The following is a 20,076-nucleotide window of genomic DNA, read 5'->3' on the forward strand; positions in this document are numbered from 1 at the left end:
ATCTAAAAGGATAACGGGTGCGTACAGAAGGAGAAGTTATGAAATTAGAGAGGTTTATCGCTTCTGCATTGTCAGCGGCGGTTGTGGGCATTTGTGCGGTGTCTGCAACGGCTTTTGCAGAAGAGGAGATCGATATCGTTCAAAGTCAGGCGATATCGGGCCGCGGAGCGGTGGCTGACATTCTGGCTTCGGACAAAAAAAGTTCGCTGGGCGATGTGAACGGCGACGGAACTATCGATGCAACGGACGCTTCCGACATCCTTGTTGAGTATTCGATACTCTCAACAGGCGGAACAGGAAAACTCACCGGTGAAGCTTTCAGAGCCGCCGATGTTAACAAAGACGGCGTCATCAATGCATCGGATGCATCAAATGTACTTGAATACTACTCGTATCTTTCAACAGGCGGTAAGGGCTCGCTTGAAGCGTATTTCGGGGTTCAGCCTGTTGTGACGACAACTGCGGCAGCAGCGGTTCCAAAGACTACTGCAACTACAGCGGCTGTACCGGTTACCACAGCAGCACCTAAAACCACAGCGGCTCCACCAAAGACTACTGCTGCTCCACCGAAGACTACAGCGGCACCGCCAAAGACAACCGCTGCTCAACCCAAAACTACAGCAGCACCGCCAAAGACAACCGCTGCACCGCCTGCAACAACGGCAGCGCCTATTACTACAGCAGCTCCGCCTGCAACAACGGCAGTACCTTCAACTACTGCACCTGTTACCACAGTTAAACCTGATGTAATTACGGAACCTTCAAATAAGGTATCCTCAATAAAGCTCAGCAAGACAGAACTGAATCTTTCTGTGGGCGAAGGTGATATCTCATACGTAACAATGCTTCCCGTAACAGCATGGAACAAGGCAGAAAAGTGGACCTCCTCCGACGAGAGCATCGCAGTCGTAGACGGCGAAGGCTGGGTAGTCGGTCTTAAGGAAGGCACCTGTGTGGTAACGGTCACAAGTGTGGACAATCCAAGTGTCAAGGCTGAAATAAAGGTCAATGTACATGATCCGAATAAGGTAACGGGTATAAGAGTCAGCAAGACTTCGCTTAATATCGCCGTAGGAGAGGGCGATATCTCCTACGTTACAATTCTTCCGGGCAGTGCTTCGGATAAGGGCGAGATATGGACTACATCTGATGAGAGCATCGCAACTGTTGACAGCGAAGGCTGGGTAGTCGGAAAGAAGGCAGGCAAGTGCGTAGTTACTGTTGCTTGCCACGGAGATCCGACTATAAGCGCTGATATCATCGTAACAGTTTACGGTAATAACCCGCCTGTTACTGAGGTACCTGTTGTTACAACTACAGAGCCTCCTGTTACCGTTACAGAACCTGTGGTTACAACAACTCAGCCTGTTACAACAACTCAGCCTGTAACTACTACAAAGGATCCTTCGGCTGTATCAGAGATAAAACTGGATAAAACATCCATGAATTTAGAAACAGGCAAGGGTGCAGGCGCAAGAGTAACTATTTTACCTGAGACCGCTGCGGATAAGAGCCTTGTATGGGAAAGCTCCGATGATTCGATAGCTTCTGTAAGTTCCGATGGATGGATCATGGGCAAGAAGGAAGGCTCGTGCGTCGTTACCGTAACAAGCTCTTCAAGCAGGGACGTTAAGGCTCAGCTCATCGTTAACGTTAAGGCTCCCGATCCGACTAAGGTACAGGAGATATCACTTTCACGCTATGAGGTAGAGATACCTCTTGCAACATGCGATCTTTCTGCATGGGTAACGATGCTTCCCGCAACAGCCTACAACAAGGCTGAAAAGTGGGTGTGCTCGGATGAGAGCATTGCTTCTGTAGATCAGGACGGCTGGGTATACGGACGTAAGCTCGGCGAGTGTACAGTAACTGTCTCAAGCGTTGATAACCCCGAGGTAAAGGCTGATATAAAGGTAAAGATAGTTTCATCACTGTCAACTACATCTGCAACAACAACTACAACAACTACTACCGAGTCAACACAGTCGCCTGTGGTAGTTATTGATACAACAACAACTCCTACAGTTATCCCGATAAGCGTTGAGAACCACAATGTTGAGGTCAGAAACGGTGTTACCTACATCGACGGTATGCTTATCGTAAATAAGACCTATGCGCTTCCTCAGAATTTTGCTCCGGGAATGAATTCAACTGCTTCCAACCAGTTCAGCAAGCTTTCAGCAGCTGCTGCTGAGGACGGTCTGAATATCTACTTCACATCGGGCTACCGTTCATACATCGCACAGCAGGAGTTGTATAATAACTATGTTGCTCAGGACGGTCAGGCTGCTGCCGAGAGATATTCCGCACGTCCGGGACATTCAGAGCATCAGTCGGGACTTGCCATAGACGTAAATAACCCCGATGACAGCTTTGCAGGTACTCCCGAGGCTAAGTGGCTTGAGGAACATGCTCATGAGTACGGATTCATCATCAGATATCCCGAGGGCAAAGAGAGCATTACAGGCTACAAATACGAACCGTGGCACATCAGATTCGTAGGCATACAGACTGCTGCAAAGATACACAACAGCGGCAAGTGCCTTGAAGAATATCTTGGGATAGATTCATTCTATCAGTCATAATACAGCTTCAGAAGCCGATACCCGGGAGGTATGTGAGCTTTCGGAGCAAACGGACAGGAGAGAGTTCTCCTGTCCGTTTTTTATGTGGAGAAAAAATAAAAGAAACCACTTGACAAGTGTGTATATACATGTTATACTGTGTATAGTGTATATATACAATTTCTTCGGAGGAAACTATGGATATCATTTTAAGAAACGAATCAGATGATCCGATCTATCAGCAGATCATCGATCAGATCAAGGCTCAGATAATCGAGGGGAAGCTCACAGCAGGGGACGCTCTGCCGTCAATGCGTACTCTCGCTTCACAGCTCCGCATCAGCGTTATCACTACTAAACGTGCGTATGAGGAGCTTGAACGTGCAGGCTATATCGAAAACTTTACGGGAAAGGGTTGCTTTGTCAAACAGCAGAATACCGACTTCCTGCGTGAAGAAACACTGCGTCAGACAGAGGAAATGCTTGCTCAGGTCTGCAAAAAGGCAAGGATATGCGGACTTTCTGCCGATGAACTGAAAGAAATGGTCGATCTTATATATTCGGAGGATAATGAAAATGACTGAATATGAAAACGCTATTGAAATAAACGGTATTACCAAGAAATACGACGGCTTTACTCTTGACAATGTCAGTTTTACTGTACCAAAAGGCTCTATCATGGGTTTTGTCGGTCAGAACGGCGCAGGCAAGACTACAACAATCCGTTCTCTGCTGAATATAATCCGTATTGACAGCGGAGAGATAAAGCTGCTTGGAATGGATCACATAAAGGATGAATATGCCGTAAAGGAGCGTATCGCTGTAGTTTTTGACGAGCTTCCTTTCCACGATTCATTTACAGGTGAGGCACTGTCAAAGATGTTCTCGGGACTTTATAAGTCGTGGAACAAAGAGGAGTTTTTCAGACTTTGCGACAGATTTGCTCTGCCTGTAAAAAAGAAGCTTTCAAAGTTTTCAAAGGGCATGAAAATGAAGATTCAGATAGCTACAGCACTCTCCCACAATGCAGAGCTTCTTATCATGGACGAAGCAACAACGGGACTTGATCCTATAGTTCGCAGTGAGATACTTGATATTTTCCGTGAATACCTCATGGACGGCAACAGGTCCATACTTATGTCTTCGCATATCACAAGCGACCTTGAAAAGATAGCCGACAGCGTTACTTTTATAGACAAGGGTAAAATACTCATCTCAGGCTACAAGGACGATATCCTTGATACTCACGGAATGATAAAGTGTACAAGGGAAGAATACGGTGAAATAGATAAAGCTGATATAGTCAGTGCAAGGCTCAATGACTTCGGCGCTGATATAATGACTTCTGACCGCAGGACTGCTGCAAAGAAATACTCGGGTGCAGTTATCGAAAAGACTACGCTTGAAGAGATAATGCTGTTTTATGTAAACCGCGAGAAAAAGGAGTGGTCTTAATGAAAAAGAGTTCATTTGCAGGACTTCTTTACCGTGAATTTTACTTGGGAAAACCAAGCTATATAATTCAGCTCATAATTTTTCTCATGTTTGCGCTTGTTGGATTGCTTGCGGTTCTCAGTATGAATTCAGGTAACCTTAAACTGCTTCTTTCTGAGGATGTCATCGCTGACAGATCTCAGGCGGAGGAACTCAGAAAAGCACTTATTAGTTGTATAAGGTTATTTCCGGCGTCCATGATCGGAACTTTTATCTTTGGTCCAGCGGATGTTGCTTCTAAGGATGCGATGATATTATGGGAACGTTATGAGCACTGCACTCCTGTTACTCCGAAAATGTATGCTTTAGTAAAGCTTACAGCAACTGTTGCTGTATCTGCGTTTGCTTTTCTCCTTTCTTTCCTTTATTTGTTCGTGACTGATATAGCTTTAGGCGAGATAAGCACAAACTTCGGATATATTTTTGTTTTTTTACTTTTAACATTTTTTATAGTGTTTAATGTGCTTGCACAGATCTTTATAACTTTTTTCAGAAGCAGGGATATTGGCATGATTGTGTCAATGCTTGTTATGATAGGCGGATTATCAGCGGTTTCAGTTTTTATCAACAGTAAAGGGGAAAGTATGGCAGATGATCAGGTGATGGATCTGTCAGAAATTGCTGAAGCAATACATGACAAGCTTCCGATAATGCTGACCTTGATCTTTCTTGTATATGTTCTGTTTTTTGTTTCAATGTATCTGCTTTACAAAAGGAGGGAGAAGTAATGAAGGGACTCCTTTACAAGAACTTTCGCATTAATTTTCTGTCCGTGATCGCTGTTGTTGTAGTTACACTCTTATGCTGTGTCAGCGAGATAATTACAGTTACATTGATCAGTAAGGATGGAATAGATGATGAGACATTTCCGGAATTAGTTATGATATCTGCATCGCTGTATTATTGTGTATTTCTGTTTGCTTCAATGACCATGGGGTTTGTATTTCAGGCGGACGAAAGCAAAGTCTGCTCAGCCTTTAACATGTCCGTACCTCAGGGCGGAAGGGGACATATCAAGTCAAAATACCTGTATATCCTGATAGTGTATTCTATCGTGCTCTTTATGGCATTATTGACGGATGCGATATCCTTCGGCATCCTCAAAGGAAGATATACCTCTGCACCATTTATCTTGTTCATGTTCTTCTACAGGCTCTTTCTTTCTGCTGTAGAGGTTCCGTTCATTATACGTTTCGGCTCGATTAAAGGCACAAATATAAAGGGACTTGTTGTATTGGGTGTATCTTTTCTCATGCTTATCTACTTTATGTTCGGTGATATATCATGGCTCATCGGAAGTGATGATGTTTTTGCTTCGTTTACGGACTGGCTGAAAAGCGGAAAGGTGCTGATACCGATATTAATGTTCCCGTTTTTCACTATTGGTGCTTACTGGCTGTCCTGTCAGATATCGATAAGGGTATTCAGAAAAGGCGCGGAGAATTACGAGCAATAAAGCTGTATTACGTAAAACATAAGAAAAACAAAATGCCCTGAAGCGGTACTGTGAAATGCTTCGGGGCACAACTTTTTTGCCATGCGGCTTAGGAAGATTTTCAGTATGTAATTATGACTTATAGGGGAGTGTTATAGCTGAATAAAAAATGTTTATCCTGCCGAAACTCATTTTTTACTATTGACAACCTGACACTAAATTGATATAATACATATAGGTTAAATAGGGATAAATGAAAGGAGCAATTTCTATGACGCTTCAACAGCTTAAATATACTATAGTTATTTCCGAAACAGGCTCGATGAACAAGGCTGCCGCACAGCTTTACGTTTCCCAGCCTTCTCTTACTTCGTCGATACAGGAACTCGAAAAGGAGATAGGCATAAAGATATTCAACAGAAGCGGCAGGGGAGTTACTCTTACCAATGACGGTGCTGAGTTCATACAGTATGCACGTCAGGTGTGCGGACAGTTCGACGTTCTGGCAGAAAAATATATGGGCGGAGTGAACATCAAGAAAAAGTTCGGAGTTTCGACTCAGCACTACTCCTTCGCAGTAAAAGCCTTCGTTGAAATGGTAAAGAAGTTCGATATGGCGAAGTATGAGTTTGCAATAAGAGAGACAAAAACTGCCGAAATAATCAGCGATGTGGCAAATATGCGAAGCGAGCTCGGTATAATCTACCGCAACGACTTCAACCGCAAGTCCATTACAAAGATGCTGTCGGCAAATGGTCTTGTGTTCCACCCTCTTACGGTTTGCGGTGCATATGTCTACCTCTGGAACGGTCATCCACTTGCAAACGAAAAGTCGATAACCTTCGAGCAGCTTATCGACTATCCATGTCTTTCATTTGAACAGGGCGATCACAGCACCTTCTATCTTGCGGAGGAGATACTCAGCACCAACGAATACCAGCGTATAATCAAGGCAAATGACAGAGCGACCATGCTCAATCTCATGATCGGTCTGAACGGTTATACACTTTGCTCGGGAATCATCTGCGAGGAGCTGAACGGAAGCGATTATAAAGCAGTGCCGTTTGACAGCGGTTCCGATGAAGAAACTATGGAGATCGGCTATATAACGCTGAAAAACGTGATACTGAGCCGTATGGCGGAGATATATCTGGATGAACTGAAAAACTACCTCGGCATCTCGGATGAACTCATTTCCGCTGATAAATAGGATGAAATTCCGCCGGCACTGCGTCGGCGGTCTTTATTTTACTCCGATTATCTTAAGGCTTTTCAGATACTCCTTATGCTCGTCGGTCACGCGGAAACTCTCCCTTGCTTTCTGTATCGCCTTGTTGTGTACCCACGGTGCAAGGCGGCGCTCTTCGATGTACTTCACCGCAGTATCGTACTGTTTTGCCAGTGCTGTTGCGAAGTACCACGCTGTCATCATGTTGACGTAATACTCGTCACTTCTTACGGATGCCGCAAGGTCGGTGTATTCGGGGAGGAAGTCCGAATCGAGGTAATGTACCATGAGCATACCAAGTCCGAAGCGCTTGGTGTAGGTGTGCTCCGAGGCTATCCAGTGTCTTACGTGTTCAATGAGTTCTGACCTGTGCTTCTTGAAGGCGGTGGGACGAAGCTGGTCGCAGGTCGCCCAGTTGTCAACGTATGGCAGGAACTGCTCAGTAAGATCCAGCGCCTTGCTGTAGTCTTTTATTATCGATATGATAAATGCATGGAGCTGATACTCCTCGAAGTAGCGGTGGGGAAGCTCTGCAAGGAAGTCCTCAGCCCTGCCATCCGAGACAAGTTCCTTTGCAAGCGCCTTTAGTGGCGGAGTCTTTACACCGAGGAAGAGTTCTCTTTCCTTATCGGGGATAAGTTTTGCGACGAATTCGGCGTCTTTTTCATTTGCGTACTGTTTTATCATTTCGGTAACTGTCATGGCGGTTCCTCTTTTCAAGTAGTTTATATTATTGTATCATATTTTGACTTCAATAGCAACAGAAAAAGCATGAAACCATTAATTCGGGGATTCTAAAGGGATACCATCCCTTTAGCGGATTCCAAAGGCAGAGCCTTTGGCGGGTGCAGGGCAGAGCCCTGCAATACGAAGCGCCCCGCAAAGGGTGAATTTCAAAACAGTCCGGTGGACTGTTTTGAAAGAGGGAACGCCCTGCAAGAGAGGGCGTTCCCTGATGGATCCAACCTTTTTGGAAAGCAGAAAGGACGCCGCAGGGACGTCCTTTTTGTTATTAATTCCATACAGTCGGATACATTCCTACTTCTGTTCCATGTTGTTTGAGATAATCTATCTGTGTTTGTGTCATGTATCCTTCATGATGCTCTTCAAATGCGCCCATATCGGGAGTTCTTCTCCATACCCAGCCGCTGCTCAAATTCAACCAGTATATGGTTCCATCAGGAGCATTAAGCACATACTCGGGCAGTCCGTCACAGGTGTAAGGAGCGTAACTCAGACCTGCAAGACTATTGAAGATATCGAAGTTTGCAAATTCATCAGGTTGACTTACTATTGGCTGAGTTGGTGTTTCATCTGACTGTATGATCATCTGACTTTCTGTGGGTTTCGGAACTATTTCTCTCAGCACAAGGTCGTTTGTTGTTGAAGGTATCTGCTCGGTTTCTTCCGTTATGTCTCCCACAGTAGTCTGTTCGATAACTTCCTCCTCTGCCTTTTCGTCGGGCTGAGTTTCCTTTTCGGGTTCGGTCACAGCAACAGTCGCCGAAGCTGTCTGTACGGCGGCTTTTTCGGTTTTTACTGCAACAGCGGCTGAACTCGGCTTCTCTGTATGTACCGCTTCAGTCTCCTCAGCGGTCCGTGGTTCGGTAGCTGCTTCAGTTGCAAATGGCATGGTCGGAGTGTCATCGGGGAGCATAGGTGCGCGGTTGTCGATCATAAGCTTTCCTCCTGCACCAACTCCCGCTATCAGCAGGAAGGATGCCGCTATAAGTGCGAATCTGCGCCATTTATTCGGTCTGTAGGCTTCAACTCCCGTAACAGAGATATTTTCGCCGACAGTCTCATCGGCAGTATCGGCATTGACCGAAGCTTCACCTATGAGCTCGTCATCCAAAAGGCTCATAGTTTCTATAATTTTCACTTTATTCATATTCATAGCCCTCTTTCCTCAAAAATTCTCTCAGTTTCTTTCTCGTGCGGAAGAGATATGTAGCTACAGTTTTCTCATTGATGCCGTAATGTCCCGATATATCCGCCAGTGAATCGCCGTACCAGTACCTTCTGATGAATACCTTTCTGTATTTTTCGTCCTGTGTTTTCAGAAATCTGCTGATATCTCCGGCAAGCTTTCTTGCGGAGATACTGTCGTCGCTGTCCGCAGGTAGACATTCCGCAAGCTCGTCCAGTGAAACAGCCATAGTGGGATTGCGCTTTTCTGCGAAGTTGTATTTCAGCTTGTCTATCGCCTTGTTCTTCACGATGCGGCAAAGGTAGGTCTTAAGGTCTTCGGGGGAATCTGGAGGGATATTGTTCCACACGTCAAAATATGCGGAATTCACGCACTCCTCGGCATCCTCACGCTGAGAAAGAAGGTTTCCTGCAACGCATAAGCACAGCTTATCGTATTTCCGCTTGAGTTCAGCGAGCGCTCTTTCGTCCCTGCTGCGGAGCAGTTCCATTATCAATGCATTATCCATTGGATAAGCCTCCTTTCGTAAGGCTTTGAGGTCCTCTCACTAATATACTCGAATTTGCGGAAGGAATATTTCACTGAAACAGAAATTTTCCTGAAAAGGGGATAAAAAAACCGAGGGTAATAAATACCCTCGGCTGAATTAAAAGCTATTTATTAGTTAACGCTTCTCTTTACGTAAGAAGTGTGGAGAACCTCGTGAGCCTTATGGCTGCCTGGCTTCTCGAAGAATTCCTCGTAAACCTGCTTGATAGCCGGATTGTTATGTGACTGACGGAGAGGCATTGACTTATCAAGGTTGTAGAGAACCTTTGCACGCTCCTCACGGATATCAACGAAGTTTCTGATACCCATTGCAACCTGTGGCTGACCGCCGCCGTTTACACAGCCGCCGGGACAAGCCATGATCTCGATGAACTGAGCATTGCAGCTGCCGTCTCTGATGCTGTCGAGAACCTTACGTGCATTTGCAAGGCCGCTTGTTACGAGTACGTTAACATCGAGGTCGCCAACCTTGTAAGTAGCTTCCTTGATATCCTTTGTACCACGAACCTCAGGGAGGTCTGTAACTGTCTCGCCTGTAAGAGTATGAACAGCTGTTCTGAGAGCAGCCTCCATAACACCGCCTGTAGCACCGAAGATAACGCCTGCACCTGTTGAGATTCCGAGCGGATCGTCGAACTTCTCTTCAGGAAGTGCGTTGAAGTTGATGCCTGCGCGCTCGATCATTCTGCCGAGCTCACGTGTTGTAAGAGCGAAATCAACGTCAGGTACGCCTGCAGCGCTCTGATCAGGTCTGCCGATCTCGAACTTCTTAGCTGTACAAGGCATGATAGATACCATAACGATATTCTTAGGATCAATGCCCATCTTCTGAGCATAATATGTCTTAGCTGTAGCACCGAACATCTGCTGTGGTGACTTACATGTTGAAAGGTGATCGAGAAGATCAGGATAGTAGTGCTCGCAGAACTTTACCCATCCAGGTGAGCATGATGTGATCATCGGGAGCTTACCGCCGTTCTGAACACGCTCAATGAATTCGTTAGCTTCTTCCATGATAGTAAGGTCAGCAGAGAAGTCTGTATCGAATACCTTATCGAAGCCGAGTCTGCGGAGAGCTGCAACCATCTTGCCCTCTGCGTTTGTACCGATAGGATTGCCGAAGCACTCGCCGAGACCTGCACGAACAGCAGGAGCTGTCTGTACGAGAACAGTCTTCTCGGGATCTGCGATAGCAGCCATAACGTCCTTAGTGAAGTCCTTCTCAGAGAGAGCACCAACAGGACATACAGCGATACACTGTCCGCAAGATACGCAGCTTGTTTCGCCAAGGCCCATATCGAAAGCAGAGCCGATGTATGTCTGGAAACCACGCTCGTTAGCACCGATAACGCCGATACCCTGAGTCTTTGCACAAACTGCTACGCAGCGGCGGCAGAGGATACACTTGTTGTTATCGCGGTACATATGAGCAGCAGTATTGTCAACTTCATAAACGTTGTTAACGCCGTCATACTTTGAAGCATCCTCAACACCGTAGTCGCGGCAGAGCTTCTGAAGCTCGCAGTTGCCGCTTCTTACGCATGAGAGGCACTTTCTGTCGTGAGTTGAAAGGATGAGCTCGAGAGTCTTTTTGCGAGACTCGATAACCTTAGGTGAGCTTGTGAGAATTTCCATATTAGGAGAGCAAGGATATACGCAGGCAGCAACAAGGCGGAAGCCTCTGCCCTCGTTTACCTCAGTAACGCAGATACGGCAAGCACCGATCTCGTTGATCTCTTTCATGTAACAAAGTGTAGGGATCTCGATACCTGCCATATGAGCAGCCTCAAGAACAGTAGTGCCCTTAGGAACGGAGATCTCAGCACCATTTATTTTAACTGTAATATTTTCCATTGATTAATTCCTCCGCTTACTTCTTGATGATCGCCTTGAACTTGCAGGTTGCGATACAAGCGCCGCACTTTACGCACTTGTCCTTATCGATGCTGTATGCAGGCTTCTTCTTGCCGGGTGCAGTGTAATCTGTAACAGTGATAGCCTCAGCAGGACACTGCTTAGCACACATTCCGCAGCCGAAGCACTTATCCTTCTCGATCTCGTAGCTGAGGAGGTCCTTACATACGCCTGCAGGACACTTCTTGTCAACAACGTGAGCGATATACTCATCACGGAAGCATCTGAGTGTGGAGAGAACTGGGTTAGGAGCAGTCTGTCCGAGACCGCAGAGTGAGTTAGCCTTGATGTGGTAAGCGAGTTCCTCGAGCTTATCAAGATCCTCAAGAGTACCCTTACCCTTGGTGATGCGGTCGAGTATCTCCCACATTCTCTTAGTACCGATACGGCATGGTGTACACTTACCGCAGGACTCGTCAACAGTGAATTCGAGGAAGAACTTAGCGATATCGACCATACAGTTATCCTCGTCCATAACGATAAGTCCGCCTGAACCCATCATAGAGCCGATGCTGATGAGGTTATCATAGTCGATCGGGATATCGAAGTGTTCAGCAGGGATACAACCGCCTGAAGGACCACCTGTCTGAGCAGCCTTGAACTTCTTGCCGTTCGGGATGCCGCCGCCGATCTCTTCGATAACTTCGCGGAGTGTAGTACCCATCGGGATCTCAACGAGACCTGTATTCTTGATCTTGCCGCCGAGAGCGAATACCTTAGTACCCTTTGACTTCTCAGTACCCATTGAAGCGAACCAGTCAGCTCCCTTGAGGATGATCTGTGGGATATTAGCATAAGTCTCAACGTTATTGAGGATAGTTGGCTTCTGGAAAAGACCTTTTTCAGCAGGGAAAGGAGGTCTTGGACGAGGCTCACCGCGGTTGCCTTCGATAGAAGTCATAAGAGCAGTTTCCTCACCGCAGACGAAAGCACCTGCGCCGAGACGGAGGTCTATATCGAAGCAGAAGTCTGTGCCGAAGATGTTCTTGCCGAGCATACCTGCTTCACGAGCCTGCTTGATAGCGATGTTAAGACGCTCAACAGCGATAGGATACTCTGCACGAACGTAGATGTAACCCTGAGTAGCGCCTATAGCATAACCTGCGATAGACATAGCTTCAAGAACAACGTGTGGATCGCCTTCGAGAACTGAACGGTCCATGAATGCACCCGGGTCGCCCTCGTCAGCGTTACAGCAGACATACTTCTGATCTGCATTAGGAACGATATTTCTTGCAAGCTTCCACTTCATACCTGTCGGGAAGCCGCCGCCTCCTCTTCCGCGGAGACCTGAATCGAGGATAGTCTGGATTACATCCTCAGGAGTCATCTCTGTGAGCACCTTGCCGAGAGCCTGATAACCCTCACGGCCTATGTACTCATTTATATTCTCAGGGTTGATAACGCCGCAGTTTCTGAGAGCAACACGGTGCTGCTTCTTATAGAAATCGGTATCATCAAGAGCCTTGATATTGTCGCCGTCAACAGTTTCCTCATAGAGGAATTCCTTTACAGGATTACCCTCAACGAGGTGTTCTTTAACGATACGCGGGATCTCATCAACATTAACACGTGAATAGAAAGAACCCTCAGGATAAACGATCATGATAGGACCTCTTTCGCAGAGACCGAAACATCCTGTCTTTACGATCTGTACCTTTTCAGCAAGGCCGTTTGATTTGAGTTCTTCCTCCAGCTTCTCTATGATCTTGGGGGAACCTGATGATGTACATCCTGTACCGCCGCAGACAAGTACATGTCTTTCATATTTTGAAGAAGCGTTGCCATGGGTTCTGAGAGCAACCTCGCCCTCCATTGATTCTCTGACAACCTTGAGTTCTTCAAGAGTCTTCATAAGTTAACCTCCTATACGGTAATTATAGTTTATGCAGTATATTTATTGAGTATCTTTTCTACATCGTCAACAGTAAGACGTCCGTAAACATCTTCATTGACAGTGAGAACGGGAGCGAGTCCGCAGGCACCTATGCAGCGGCATGCTTCCAGTGAGAATTTACCGTCAGGAGTACATTCGCCGCCTGCGATACCGAGCTTTTCCTGGAGCTTATTGTAGATATCTCCTGAGCCCTTAACATAGCAGGCTGTACCAAGACAGACAGAAATGGTATACTCGCCCTTGGGATAGAGTGAGAACTGAGCATAGAAAGTAACTACGCCATAGATCTTCTCAAGGGGTATACCAGTGTTATCGGAAATAATTTTCTGTACCTCTATCGGGAGATAGCCGTATATTTCCTGTGCTTTCTGAAGGATAGGCATAAGTGCGCCCTGAGTATCCTTCTTCTCCGCGATAACTGCCAGAAGCTGAGCTTCCTGTTCGGGAGTGCCCTTAAAAGGAACAGTAGATTTAGCTGAATTCATGTGAGATGGACCTCCTTTTTATTCTGTGAAAGAAATAACGATTCCATATAGCAAAGCATATTTCATTCCACATATCTTAATGTATTATAACATATAATAAGAAAAATTTCTATCAACAAAATGCACTAATTCGCAACAAATTTGATGTGCATTTTGCACAAGATAATACAATAAAAATAGGTTAGTATGTACTAACTAACTAATTAGCCAACTGCAACAAATGCCGTAAATTTGCATATCACAGCATGATATGACAGGCGATTGTCTTGTGCCGAAACTCTTTGACCGAGGGTTGCTTTATAGCCGCTCTGACGGTCATTTGCAAAAATTGCTGTTTTACAGGTTGTTTTGCCATATATTGCGGGAAAATTAAATCATCAATAATTTTGCTTAATAAATTGTTTTTATATTTATTGACAGCATTATGCTTTTTGCTAAGTTTTACTGCTATTTCCATATATGCAGAATTGTATCTTGATTTTACTTATTGCTTAAAAGTTAACATTTAGGCTTACTTGAAATATATTGACAAATTGCTATTAGTATTGTATATTTATTTTTGTAAGAGATACGTGATTTTGTGAGGTTTGCACTGCTCCTCACTTTGCGGCGGCAGCTGTTCTGCACTGCGGCTGCTGATCGGGTTCAGACCTGTCGAAAGGAGGCAAGATTTTGAGTATTCCAAATGATCCTGTTATACTTCTGAGCTATATCAATACAAAGCTGAGAGATGAGTTTCCTTCTCTCGAAGAGCTTTGCAAGACGCTCGGTGTCGATCAGGCAGAGCTTGAGAAAAAACTCGCCGCTATCGGGTACTGTTACAACGAAGAAACCAATTGTTTTAAATGACGATAAGATGCCTGAGCGGCATATCGTCAGAATGGGAGGGACCAATGAATAAATTCACAAGAAAGGCCGTAGCTCTGTTTTCTGCGGCTATTATGTCGGCTTGCTCGGTCGGAACTGTTTTTCCTGCTACAGCACTGGAAACAGGTGACGTAACAGTTATTTTCGACTGCTGGAGCGATGATATATCATTCGCTGCAAAGACCGATCCTACATTGTTCGAGACAGCTGTTCTCAACACAGGCTATGTTAAGATCCCCGAGGGTAAGCTCGAAAAAGACGGCTATCGCTTCGAGGGATGGACTCTCGACGGCATTATCGCCATGAAAGCCGGCGATATCATAGATTTTGAGGACGGTACTAAAGAAGTCAAGATCGAACCTGTATGGACCAAAGATGACGATAAGGAGTTATATTCACTTAAGTATATTCTCGACAGAGAGGATGCTGTAAGACCTGAAGACCTTATCGACAGAAAACCTACTTTAAAAGAAAATCAGGTCATCGGTATCTATGAGAATAAGATCGAGGCAGGCGATTATTTCACAAAGGGCTGGACAGACGGCGAGCATAATTACGTCGGAGACGGTATGACTCCTCTTTATATTATAATGCCTGCACATGACCTTGAATTAAAGCCTATCTGGAAGCACGTTACATCGCTCCGCTATATAACAGGTGATGTTGACCGTATCACAGGTATGGAAGAATTCGTTACTGCAAGCAACGAGGATACTCATACCGAGCTTGCTGCTGCAAACCGTTTCACAAGAGTCGGATTCAACCTTGTCGGCTGGAAGAGCGATCTTGACGGCGAGACCTATGAACCCGGAAAGACTATCACTGTACCCGGCGAGAATGTAACTTATACTGCTGTATGGGCTCCGAGGGACTATGTTGTAGTGTTCAACGGTGGTACAGGAAAGACAGCTGATATCATTAAAGTACAGACCGCTACCGATGAAGTTATCAAGGTGCCTGAGTTCTCGGGAACCAAGAGTGGATATGTATTTACAGGCTGGAAGAACAACTCTACAGGCGATATCTATCAGCCCGGCGATGATTACACTGTTTACGGTGCGCTTCCGGGAATGGGAATCAGTTTCGCAGCTGTATGGGCTCCCGAGGGCTCTGTTCCTGCAACAACTGCTCCTGCAACTGCTGCAGTTCCTACAACTACAACAGTTACTAATGATGGTGTATCAAGCGCCGGTATACCTACTGCAACTGTCCCGAATCCTTCAGCAGGCATACCTACTGAAACTCAGCCTACACTCTGTCCTACAGGCATTCCTGTTTCAACTCAGCCTGTAACAGAGGGCGACACTCACGGAATACAGACTGAAACTCAGATTGCAACTACTCCTGCAGCAACAGGTTTTCCTGTTCAGACTCAGAATGGTGAAGCAAAGTTCGTAAAGGTCAAGACATACCCTACAAGGACTACATACACAGAGGGCGAGAAGATCAGCTTCGATGGACTCGTTATCGAGTATGAGACAGCTGTAGAGTACACAGGTGAGAATATGGGCAAGATCGTTTATAAGAACATGCCTGCCGAGTTCAGACCTGATCCATCGAGTGTAGTCGTAACATCAAAAATACCTGAATGGGAGTATATCTATGATGCTGACTCTAAGCTGCCAAGCGGAGACTACACTGTTAAGTTCAGCGGTGATGCAGTTATCGACGGTATCCTCGTAAAGGGAATCAAGTTTGAGTATGATATTGAAGTTGTACACGTTCTGCCTCCGAACTACGGTGACGCAACTCTTGACGGCGATGTAACCCTTGCAGATGCACTGGTTATACTCCAGTACGTTGCAAACAGCCAGAAGTACAATCTTTCGGAAGAAGCTCTTCGCAATGCGGATGTATTCGATAACGGCGACGGAGTTACTGCTATGGATGCACTTGCTATCCAGCAGCTCGATGCTAAGATGATAAAGAGCCTTCCTTACTCTTATCTTATCAACGGCAAACAGGTACTCAATAAAGACAATCAGTAATATACTTTTCTAACATTAAAAAAGGCGGACGCAATGTCCGCCGTTTTTTTACAGTGCAGCTTCCACAGCCTCTGCAACCTTCTTCATTGGTACAGTTGGCTCGAATCTTGCAAGTATCTTTCCGTCCCTGCTTATGAGGAACTTGGTGAAATTCCACTTTATAGCGCTGTTGTTCTTGTAGTCCTTGTCCATTTTCTTGGCAACTGCGTTCATGGCAAGTCCTGCGGGACTCATTCCGAAGCCCTCGAATTTGCTGTTCTCTACCAGATACTTGAAAAGCGGAAGAGCGTTCTCGCCGTTCACCTCGATTTTTGAGAACTGCGGGAAAGTAATTCCGAATCTGCCTGTGCAGAAGGAGTGTATTTCCTCGTCATCTCCTGGAGCCTGTTCGCCGAACTGATTGCACGGGAAATCGAGTATTTCGAGTCCCTTTTCATTGCATGCCTCGTAAATGTCCTGAAGCTCGTCATACTGGGGAGTAAATCCGCAGCCTGTAGCAGTGTTGACGATAAGGAGCACCTTGCCCTTATAGTCAGCCATTGAGACTTCCGAACCGTCCTGAGCCTTGAAGCTGTGATCGTAAATAGTCATAATTATTCCTCCTTGATTTAGCTTGATTTAATTGAGTTCAATCTATCTGTTACAACTATTATATCTTATTTTTTCTCATTTGTCAAGCATTATTAATAAAAATTTGATTTCTTGACTTGAAACCGTTTTTATGGTATATTTTATTCAGATGACTAAAGAAAGGACTTTTTAGCAAATGAAGCGGCATAATAAGCAGGATTTACCTAACCGTAAAATCAAAACGGTAGTTGATATGATGTTCGATGATATCCCTTATTCCGAGGAGATATCAAAGGCGCAGGATAAGATAGAACAGTCACTTAACGCAGAATTCGACAAGCTGAAAGGGGACAGGCACGAGGACGAAGCCTTAGAGGAGCTTCTGGGGAAATACGGCAGACTTTCGCAGATGGCGGAGCTTGCAGGTTATCCTGCGGACAGTGCTGAAAAGTGGCGCGGGGACAGCGAAGCTGTAGATATCCGACCGCTGAAAAAGGAAATATGGCATCAGAGGGTAAGAGTGTATATAACTGCGGCATTCTGCGTGTTTGCACTGCTTCAGGTGTTCTGGATAATTTACAACATAACTGCAAGACCTTCCGCTGTTATCGGCAATATAGCAGTTATGGCGGTGGACCTCTTCATAGCGTCCGTACCATTCAGGAAGTATCTCAGGACCGAAAAAGCCGCTGAGGGAAGCAAGTACGATACGGACTCATATAACTACCTGAGAAGCAGGAGCGATAAATACGCCAAGCGTCTGCTCAACAGTATCGCACTGCTTTTTGCGGTGCTTTTCACATTCTTTTTCTCGGAGCTCAGCTTCTACATATTCGGAAACTCGAAATCAGCGGAGTTTGCGGAAAACTTCTTCAATAACAGCATAGTGATAGAGATACCTGTTTTTCTGATACTTAAGAACATCTTCTGTCTCAGGATATTTCAGAAGCGCATAAGACTTCCCGAAAAATCAAGGTACAAAAAGCACGTTATCGGCATTACGGCATTTTCCGCAGTATACTGGCTTGCAGTAACTGCTTTTACGGTACTTGAAAAGAAAAACATTTCCTATCCGGGAAATGTCTTCATGACAGCAGGTGTAGTTTTCGGACTGCTGATACTCCTGTATAATATCACTCTTAGAAAGAAGGTAACGTTCAGAAATATAGCGGTCAATAAGCCGAGAATAGCGGTCTTTGCCGCAGCTGCTACTGCGGTTTCAGGATTTACCTTCCTTCAGCAGGATACATGGTACACACAGAGCTACATCAATTCCGTTCCCGTTGTTGAGCATAACACTCACAGGATAGATTACAATGATGACACAGGCGTTTACACCATTACCAAAACAACGGATGATTTCAAAATACTCCACCTGACCGATATCCACATCGGCGGAAGTCTCTACTCTTACCGAAAGGACATGAAAGCACTGAAAGCATGCTATGCGGAGATAGAACACACTCACCCAGATCTTGTTGTCGTAACGGGAGATCTTTGCTTTCCGCTCGGTATCATGTCCATGTCCCTTAACAATACCGCACCTGTGGGACAGTTTGCGGCATTTATGCGAAATACAGGCATCCCGTGGGCATTTACCTATGGAAATCACGATACCGAGACTCTTGCCTCCGCAAATAAAAAGGAGCTGAATGACGTATACAAATCTCTGTCCTATAAGACCTCGGGAACGCTTCTATATCCCTACAAACAGCCTGATATCATGGGTAGGAACAATCAGCTCATCGAGATACGCAATGCCGACGGTTCGCTGAATACGGGACTTTTTATGATAGACTCCAACGCATATACGGACGAAGGCATCAACGTCTATGACTATATCCATGACGATCAGGTTGAGTGGTACGCCAAAGAGACAGAGCGAATGAACTCCGAGGCAGGGGACAAGGTCAATTCTATGGTATTCTTCCATATACCGCTTCAGGAATACAAGACCGCCACGGAGCTTTATTTACAGGGCAGCGATCAGGTTAAATGGTACTTCGGAGAGAATCCCGGAGATCACGGCGGTATTACCAACGATCTTGTCTGCTGTTCCGATTATCCCAGCAGTATGTTTGACAAAGCGCTTGAACTTGGCTGTACTACGGGATTCTTCTGCGGACATGACCACTACAACAATGCATCCATTGAATACAATGGCATACGCCTTACCTACGGCATGAGCATTGATTATCTTGCAATGCCGGGTATCGAGAAGGAAACGAAACAGCGCGGCGCTGAACTGATAACGCTTCACTCCGACAGCAGCTGGGACCTCAAACAGATACCACTTACATCCATAACATAAAAAAGAAGGTGATACAGAGGTTATCCGTATCACCTTTTTGTATTACATATTTGCTCTTGCTTTAGCATCAAATGAAGTAAGGTCCTTTATGACCTCACCTGCGATTATCAGACCTGCAACAGAGGGAACGAATGCATTTGAACCGGGAGCAGTCTTTTTTCCCGTTCCTTTCCTTGTGCCGGGACTACTGTCGCTGTTTGCTGAAAGCTGTTCGTAAGGCTTTATGGACTGCTCTGTGGAGTATACCACTTTGAGCTTTTTTACTCCGCGCTTTTTCATTTCGTGTCGCATTACCTTGGCAAGGGGACACATTGATGTCTTATAGATGTCCGCAACTCTGAAAGCTGTTGGATCGACCTTGTTTCCTGCGCCCATACTGCTTATAACAGGCGTACCTGCGGCCTTTGCGCGCATTATTATCTCTATCTTGCCTGTGACGGTGTCTATGGCGTCGATTATGTAATCGTATTCTGTGAAGTCGAACTGATCGGCAGTATCAGGCATATAGAATGTCTTGTAAGTCCTTACCTTACAATCTGGAGCGATGTCCTTTATGCGTTCGGCAGCAACATCGACCTTATACTTTCCAACAGTACTGTGAAGGGCGATGATCTGGCGGTTGAGGTTGGAAAGACATACTTTGTCATCATCGATGATGTCCAGAGCACCGACTCCCGAACGTGCAAGCGCTTCAACGGCGAATCCGCCTACACCGCCAACTCCGAACACGGCAACCCGTGAAGCTGCAAGTTTTTCCATAGCTTCACTGCCGAAAATAAGTTCTGTCCTTGAAAATTGATCCAACATATGTTCCTCCTGTACTGACGCATAAAAGCTTCGACTA

18 protein-coding genes are annotated in these 20,076 nt (G+C 45.6%); 9 read left to right on the forward strand and 9 right to left on the reverse strand.

Translation table 11 applies throughout. The features are described from left to right. Nucleotides 1-38: 38 nt before the first annotated feature. From BT127_RS17040 to BT127_RS01360, 6 genes are all read left to right on the forward strand, one after another. Nucleotides 39-2,585 carry a D-alanyl-D-alanine carboxypeptidase family protein gene (locus BT127_RS17040; RefSeq protein ID WP_075423220.1) on the forward strand — a complete coding sequence of 849 codons (2,547 nt, stop codon included), beginning with the start codon at nt 39-41 and terminating at the stop codon, nt 2,583-2,585. A 176-nt stretch (nt 2,586-2,761) separates the two neighbouring features. Further along, on the forward strand, nt 2,762-3,148 hold the full coding sequence (locus tag BT127_RS01340) for a GntR family transcriptional regulator (RefSeq protein WP_075423221.1): 387 nt from the start codon (nt 2,762-2,764) through the stop codon (nt 3,146-3,148). Then, nucleotides 3,141-4,019, forward strand: a complete 879-nt coding sequence (locus tag BT127_RS01345) for an ABC transporter ATP-binding protein (protein ID WP_075423222.1) — start codon at nt 3,141-3,143, stop codon at nt 4,017-4,019. Before BT127_RS01340 ends, BT127_RS01345 begins: the two co-directional genes overlap by 8 nt. Next, nucleotides 4,019-4,786 (forward strand): hypothetical protein, encoded by a 768-nt coding sequence (locus BT127_RS01350; RefSeq protein WP_075423223.1) that lies wholly within the window; start codon nt 4,019-4,021, stop codon nt 4,784-4,786. The genes BT127_RS01345 and BT127_RS01350 overlap by 1 nt, the downstream gene beginning before the upstream one ends. After that, nucleotides 4,786-5,514 carry an ABC-2 transporter permease gene (locus BT127_RS01355; RefSeq protein ID WP_075423224.1) on the forward strand — a complete coding sequence of 243 codons (729 nt, stop codon included), beginning with the start codon at nt 4,786-4,788 and terminating at the stop codon, nt 5,512-5,514. Before BT127_RS01350 ends, BT127_RS01355 begins: the two co-directional genes overlap by 1 nt. A 250-nt stretch (nt 5,515-5,764) precedes the next feature. Further along, on the forward strand, nt 5,765-6,703 hold the full coding sequence (locus BT127_RS01360; RefSeq protein ID WP_075423225.1) for a LysR family transcriptional regulator: 939 nt from the start codon (nt 5,765-5,767) through the stop codon (nt 6,701-6,703). Nucleotides 6,704-6,736: 33 nt separating this feature from the next. On the opposite strand, the gene BT127_RS01365 is transcribed toward BT127_RS01360, so the two are convergent. From BT127_RS01365 to BT127_RS01395, 7 genes are all read right to left on the reverse strand, one after another. Next, on the reverse strand, nt 6,737-7,423 hold the full coding sequence (locus BT127_RS01365; protein WP_075423226.1) for a DNA alkylation repair protein: 687 nt from the start codon (nt 7,421-7,423) through the stop codon (nt 6,737-6,739). A 310-nt stretch (nt 7,424-7,733) separates the two neighbouring features. Beyond that, entirely contained in the window at nt 7,734-8,612 is an 879-nt protein-coding gene (locus tag BT127_RS01370; protein ID WP_139275340.1) for a hypothetical protein, read from the reverse strand. Next, entirely contained in the window at nt 8,605-9,159 is a 555-nt protein-coding gene (locus BT127_RS01375) for an RNA polymerase sigma factor (RefSeq protein ID WP_075423228.1), read from the reverse strand. The genes BT127_RS01370 and BT127_RS01375 overlap by 8 nt, the downstream gene beginning before the upstream one ends. 152 nt (nt 9,160-9,311) lie before the next feature. Next, nucleotides 9,312-11,054 carry an NADH-dependent [FeFe] hydrogenase, group A6 gene (locus tag BT127_RS01380; RefSeq protein ID WP_075423229.1) on the reverse strand — a complete coding sequence of 581 codons (1,743 nt, stop codon included), beginning with the start codon at nt 11,052-11,054 and terminating at the stop codon, nt 9,312-9,314. 16 nt (nt 11,055-11,070) lie between these two features. Next, on the reverse strand, nt 11,071-12,969 hold the full coding sequence (locus tag BT127_RS01385) for an NADH-ubiquinone oxidoreductase-F iron-sulfur binding region domain-containing protein (RefSeq protein WP_502687124.1): 1,899 nt from the start codon (nt 12,967-12,969) through the stop codon (nt 11,071-11,073). A gap of 29 nt (nt 12,970-12,998) precedes the next feature. Further along, a complete protein-coding gene (locus tag BT127_RS01390; RefSeq protein ID WP_075423230.1) occupies nt 12,999-13,496 on the reverse strand; it encodes an NADH-quinone oxidoreductase subunit NuoE family protein in 498 nt (165 codons plus the stop codon). A gap of 238 nt (nt 13,497-13,734) precedes the next feature. Beyond that, on the reverse strand, nt 13,735-13,953 hold the full coding sequence (locus tag BT127_RS01395; protein ID WP_075423231.1) for a hypothetical protein: 219 nt from the start codon (nt 13,951-13,953) through the stop codon (nt 13,735-13,737). 215 nt (nt 13,954-14,168) lie between these two features. On the opposite strand from BT127_RS01395, the gene BT127_RS01400 reads away from it, so the two are divergent. Both BT127_RS01400 and BT127_RS01405 read left to right on the forward strand, forming a co-directional pair. Beyond that, a complete protein-coding gene (locus BT127_RS01400; protein WP_318257091.1) occupies nt 14,169-14,345 on the forward strand; it encodes a DUF4250 domain-containing protein in 177 nt (58 codons plus the stop codon). 44 nt (nt 14,346-14,389) lie between these two features. Next, nucleotides 14,390-16,351: a dockerin type I repeat-containing protein gene (locus tag BT127_RS01405; RefSeq protein ID WP_075423233.1), complete on the forward strand. Its 1,962-nt coding sequence runs from the start codon at nt 14,390-14,392 to the stop codon at nt 16,349-16,351. Nucleotides 16,352-16,399: 48 nt separating this feature from the next. On the opposite strand, the gene BT127_RS01410 is transcribed toward BT127_RS01405, so the two are convergent. Continuing rightward, nucleotides 16,400-16,942, reverse strand: coding sequence for a glutathione peroxidase (locus BT127_RS01410; protein WP_075423234.1), 543 nt, complete (start codon nt 16,940-16,942; stop codon nt 16,400-16,402). Between the two features lie 175 nt (nt 16,943-17,117). Between BT127_RS01410 and BT127_RS01415 the strand changes: the two genes are divergently transcribed. Then, nucleotides 17,118-19,232 carry a metallophosphoesterase gene (locus tag BT127_RS01415; RefSeq protein WP_075423235.1) on the forward strand — a complete coding sequence of 705 codons (2,115 nt, stop codon included), beginning with the start codon at nt 17,118-17,120 and terminating at the stop codon, nt 19,230-19,232. 42 nt (nt 19,233-19,274) lie between these two features. Here BT127_RS01415 and BT127_RS01420 read toward each other — a convergent pair whose 3' ends face one another. Beyond that, entirely contained in the window at nt 19,275-20,039 is a 765-nt protein-coding gene (locus tag BT127_RS01420) for a tRNA threonylcarbamoyladenosine dehydratase (RefSeq protein ID WP_075423236.1), read from the reverse strand. Nucleotides 20,040-20,076 lie beyond the last annotated feature (37 nt).

Source organism: Ruminococcus sp. XPD3002 (assembly GCA_900119535.1).
Taxonomy (GTDB): Bacteria; Bacillota; Clostridia; order Oscillospirales; family Ruminococcaceae; genus Ruminococcus; species Ruminococcus flavefaciens_H.

Excerpts from the sequence above, each read along its gene's own strand:
- BT127_RS01365 (WP_075423226.1), bottom strand. The coding sequence starts at position 7,423 with ATGACAGTTACCGAAATGATAAAACAGTACGCAAATGAAAAAGACGCC.
- BT127_RS01355 (WP_075423224.1), top strand. The coding sequence starts at position 4,786 with ATGAAGGGACTCCTTTACAAGAACTTTCGCATTAATTTTCTGTCCGTG.
- BT127_RS17040 (WP_075423220.1), top strand. The coding sequence starts at position 39 with ATGAAATTAGAGAGGTTTATCGCTTCTGCATTGTCAGCGGCGGTTGTG.
- BT127_RS01390 (WP_075423230.1), bottom strand. The coding sequence starts at position 13,496 with ATGAATTCAGCTAAATCTACTGTTCCTTTTAAGGGCACTCCCGAACAG.
- BT127_RS01380 (WP_075423229.1), bottom strand. The coding sequence starts at position 11,054 with ATGGAAAATATTACAGTTAAAATAAATGGTGCTGAGATCTCCGTTCCT.
- BT127_RS01415 (WP_075423235.1), top strand. The coding sequence starts at position 17,118 with ATGAAGCGGCATAATAAGCAGGATTTACCTAACCGTAAAATCAAAACG.
- BT127_RS01385 (WP_502687124.1), bottom strand. The coding sequence starts at position 12,969 with ATGAAGACTCTTGAAGAACTCAAGGTTGTCAGAGAATCAATGGAGGGC.
- BT127_RS01375 (WP_075423228.1), bottom strand. The coding sequence starts at position 9,159 with ATGGATAATGCATTGATAATGGAACTGCTCCGCAGCAGGGACGAAAGA.
- BT127_RS01340 (WP_075423221.1), top strand. The coding sequence starts at position 2,762 with ATGGATATCATTTTAAGAAACGAATCAGATGATCCGATCTATCAGCAG.
- BT127_RS01350 (WP_075423223.1), top strand. The coding sequence starts at position 4,019 with ATGAAAAAGAGTTCATTTGCAGGACTTCTTTACCGTGAATTTTACTTG.
- BT127_RS01345 (WP_075423222.1), top strand. The coding sequence starts at position 3,141 with ATGACTGAATATGAAAACGCTATTGAAATAAACGGTATTACCAAGAAA.
- BT127_RS01410 (WP_075423234.1), bottom strand. The coding sequence starts at position 16,942 with ATGACTATTTACGATCACAGCTTCAAGGCTCAGGACGGTTCGGAAGTC.
- BT127_RS01420 (WP_075423236.1), bottom strand. The coding sequence starts at position 20,039 with ATGTTGGATCAATTTTCAAGGACAGAACTTATTTTCGGCAGTGAAGCT.
- BT127_RS01395 (WP_075423231.1), bottom strand. The coding sequence starts at position 13,953 with ATGGAAATAGCAGTAAAACTTAGCAAAAAGCATAATGCTGTCAATAAA.
- BT127_RS01370 (WP_139275340.1), bottom strand. The coding sequence starts at position 8,612 with ATGAATAAAGTGAAAATTATAGAAACTATGAGCCTTTTGGATGACGAG.
- BT127_RS01360 (WP_075423225.1), top strand. The coding sequence starts at position 5,765 with ATGACGCTTCAACAGCTTAAATATACTATAGTTATTTCCGAAACAGGC.
- BT127_RS01405 (WP_075423233.1), top strand. The coding sequence starts at position 14,390 with ATGAATAAATTCACAAGAAAGGCCGTAGCTCTGTTTTCTGCGGCTATT.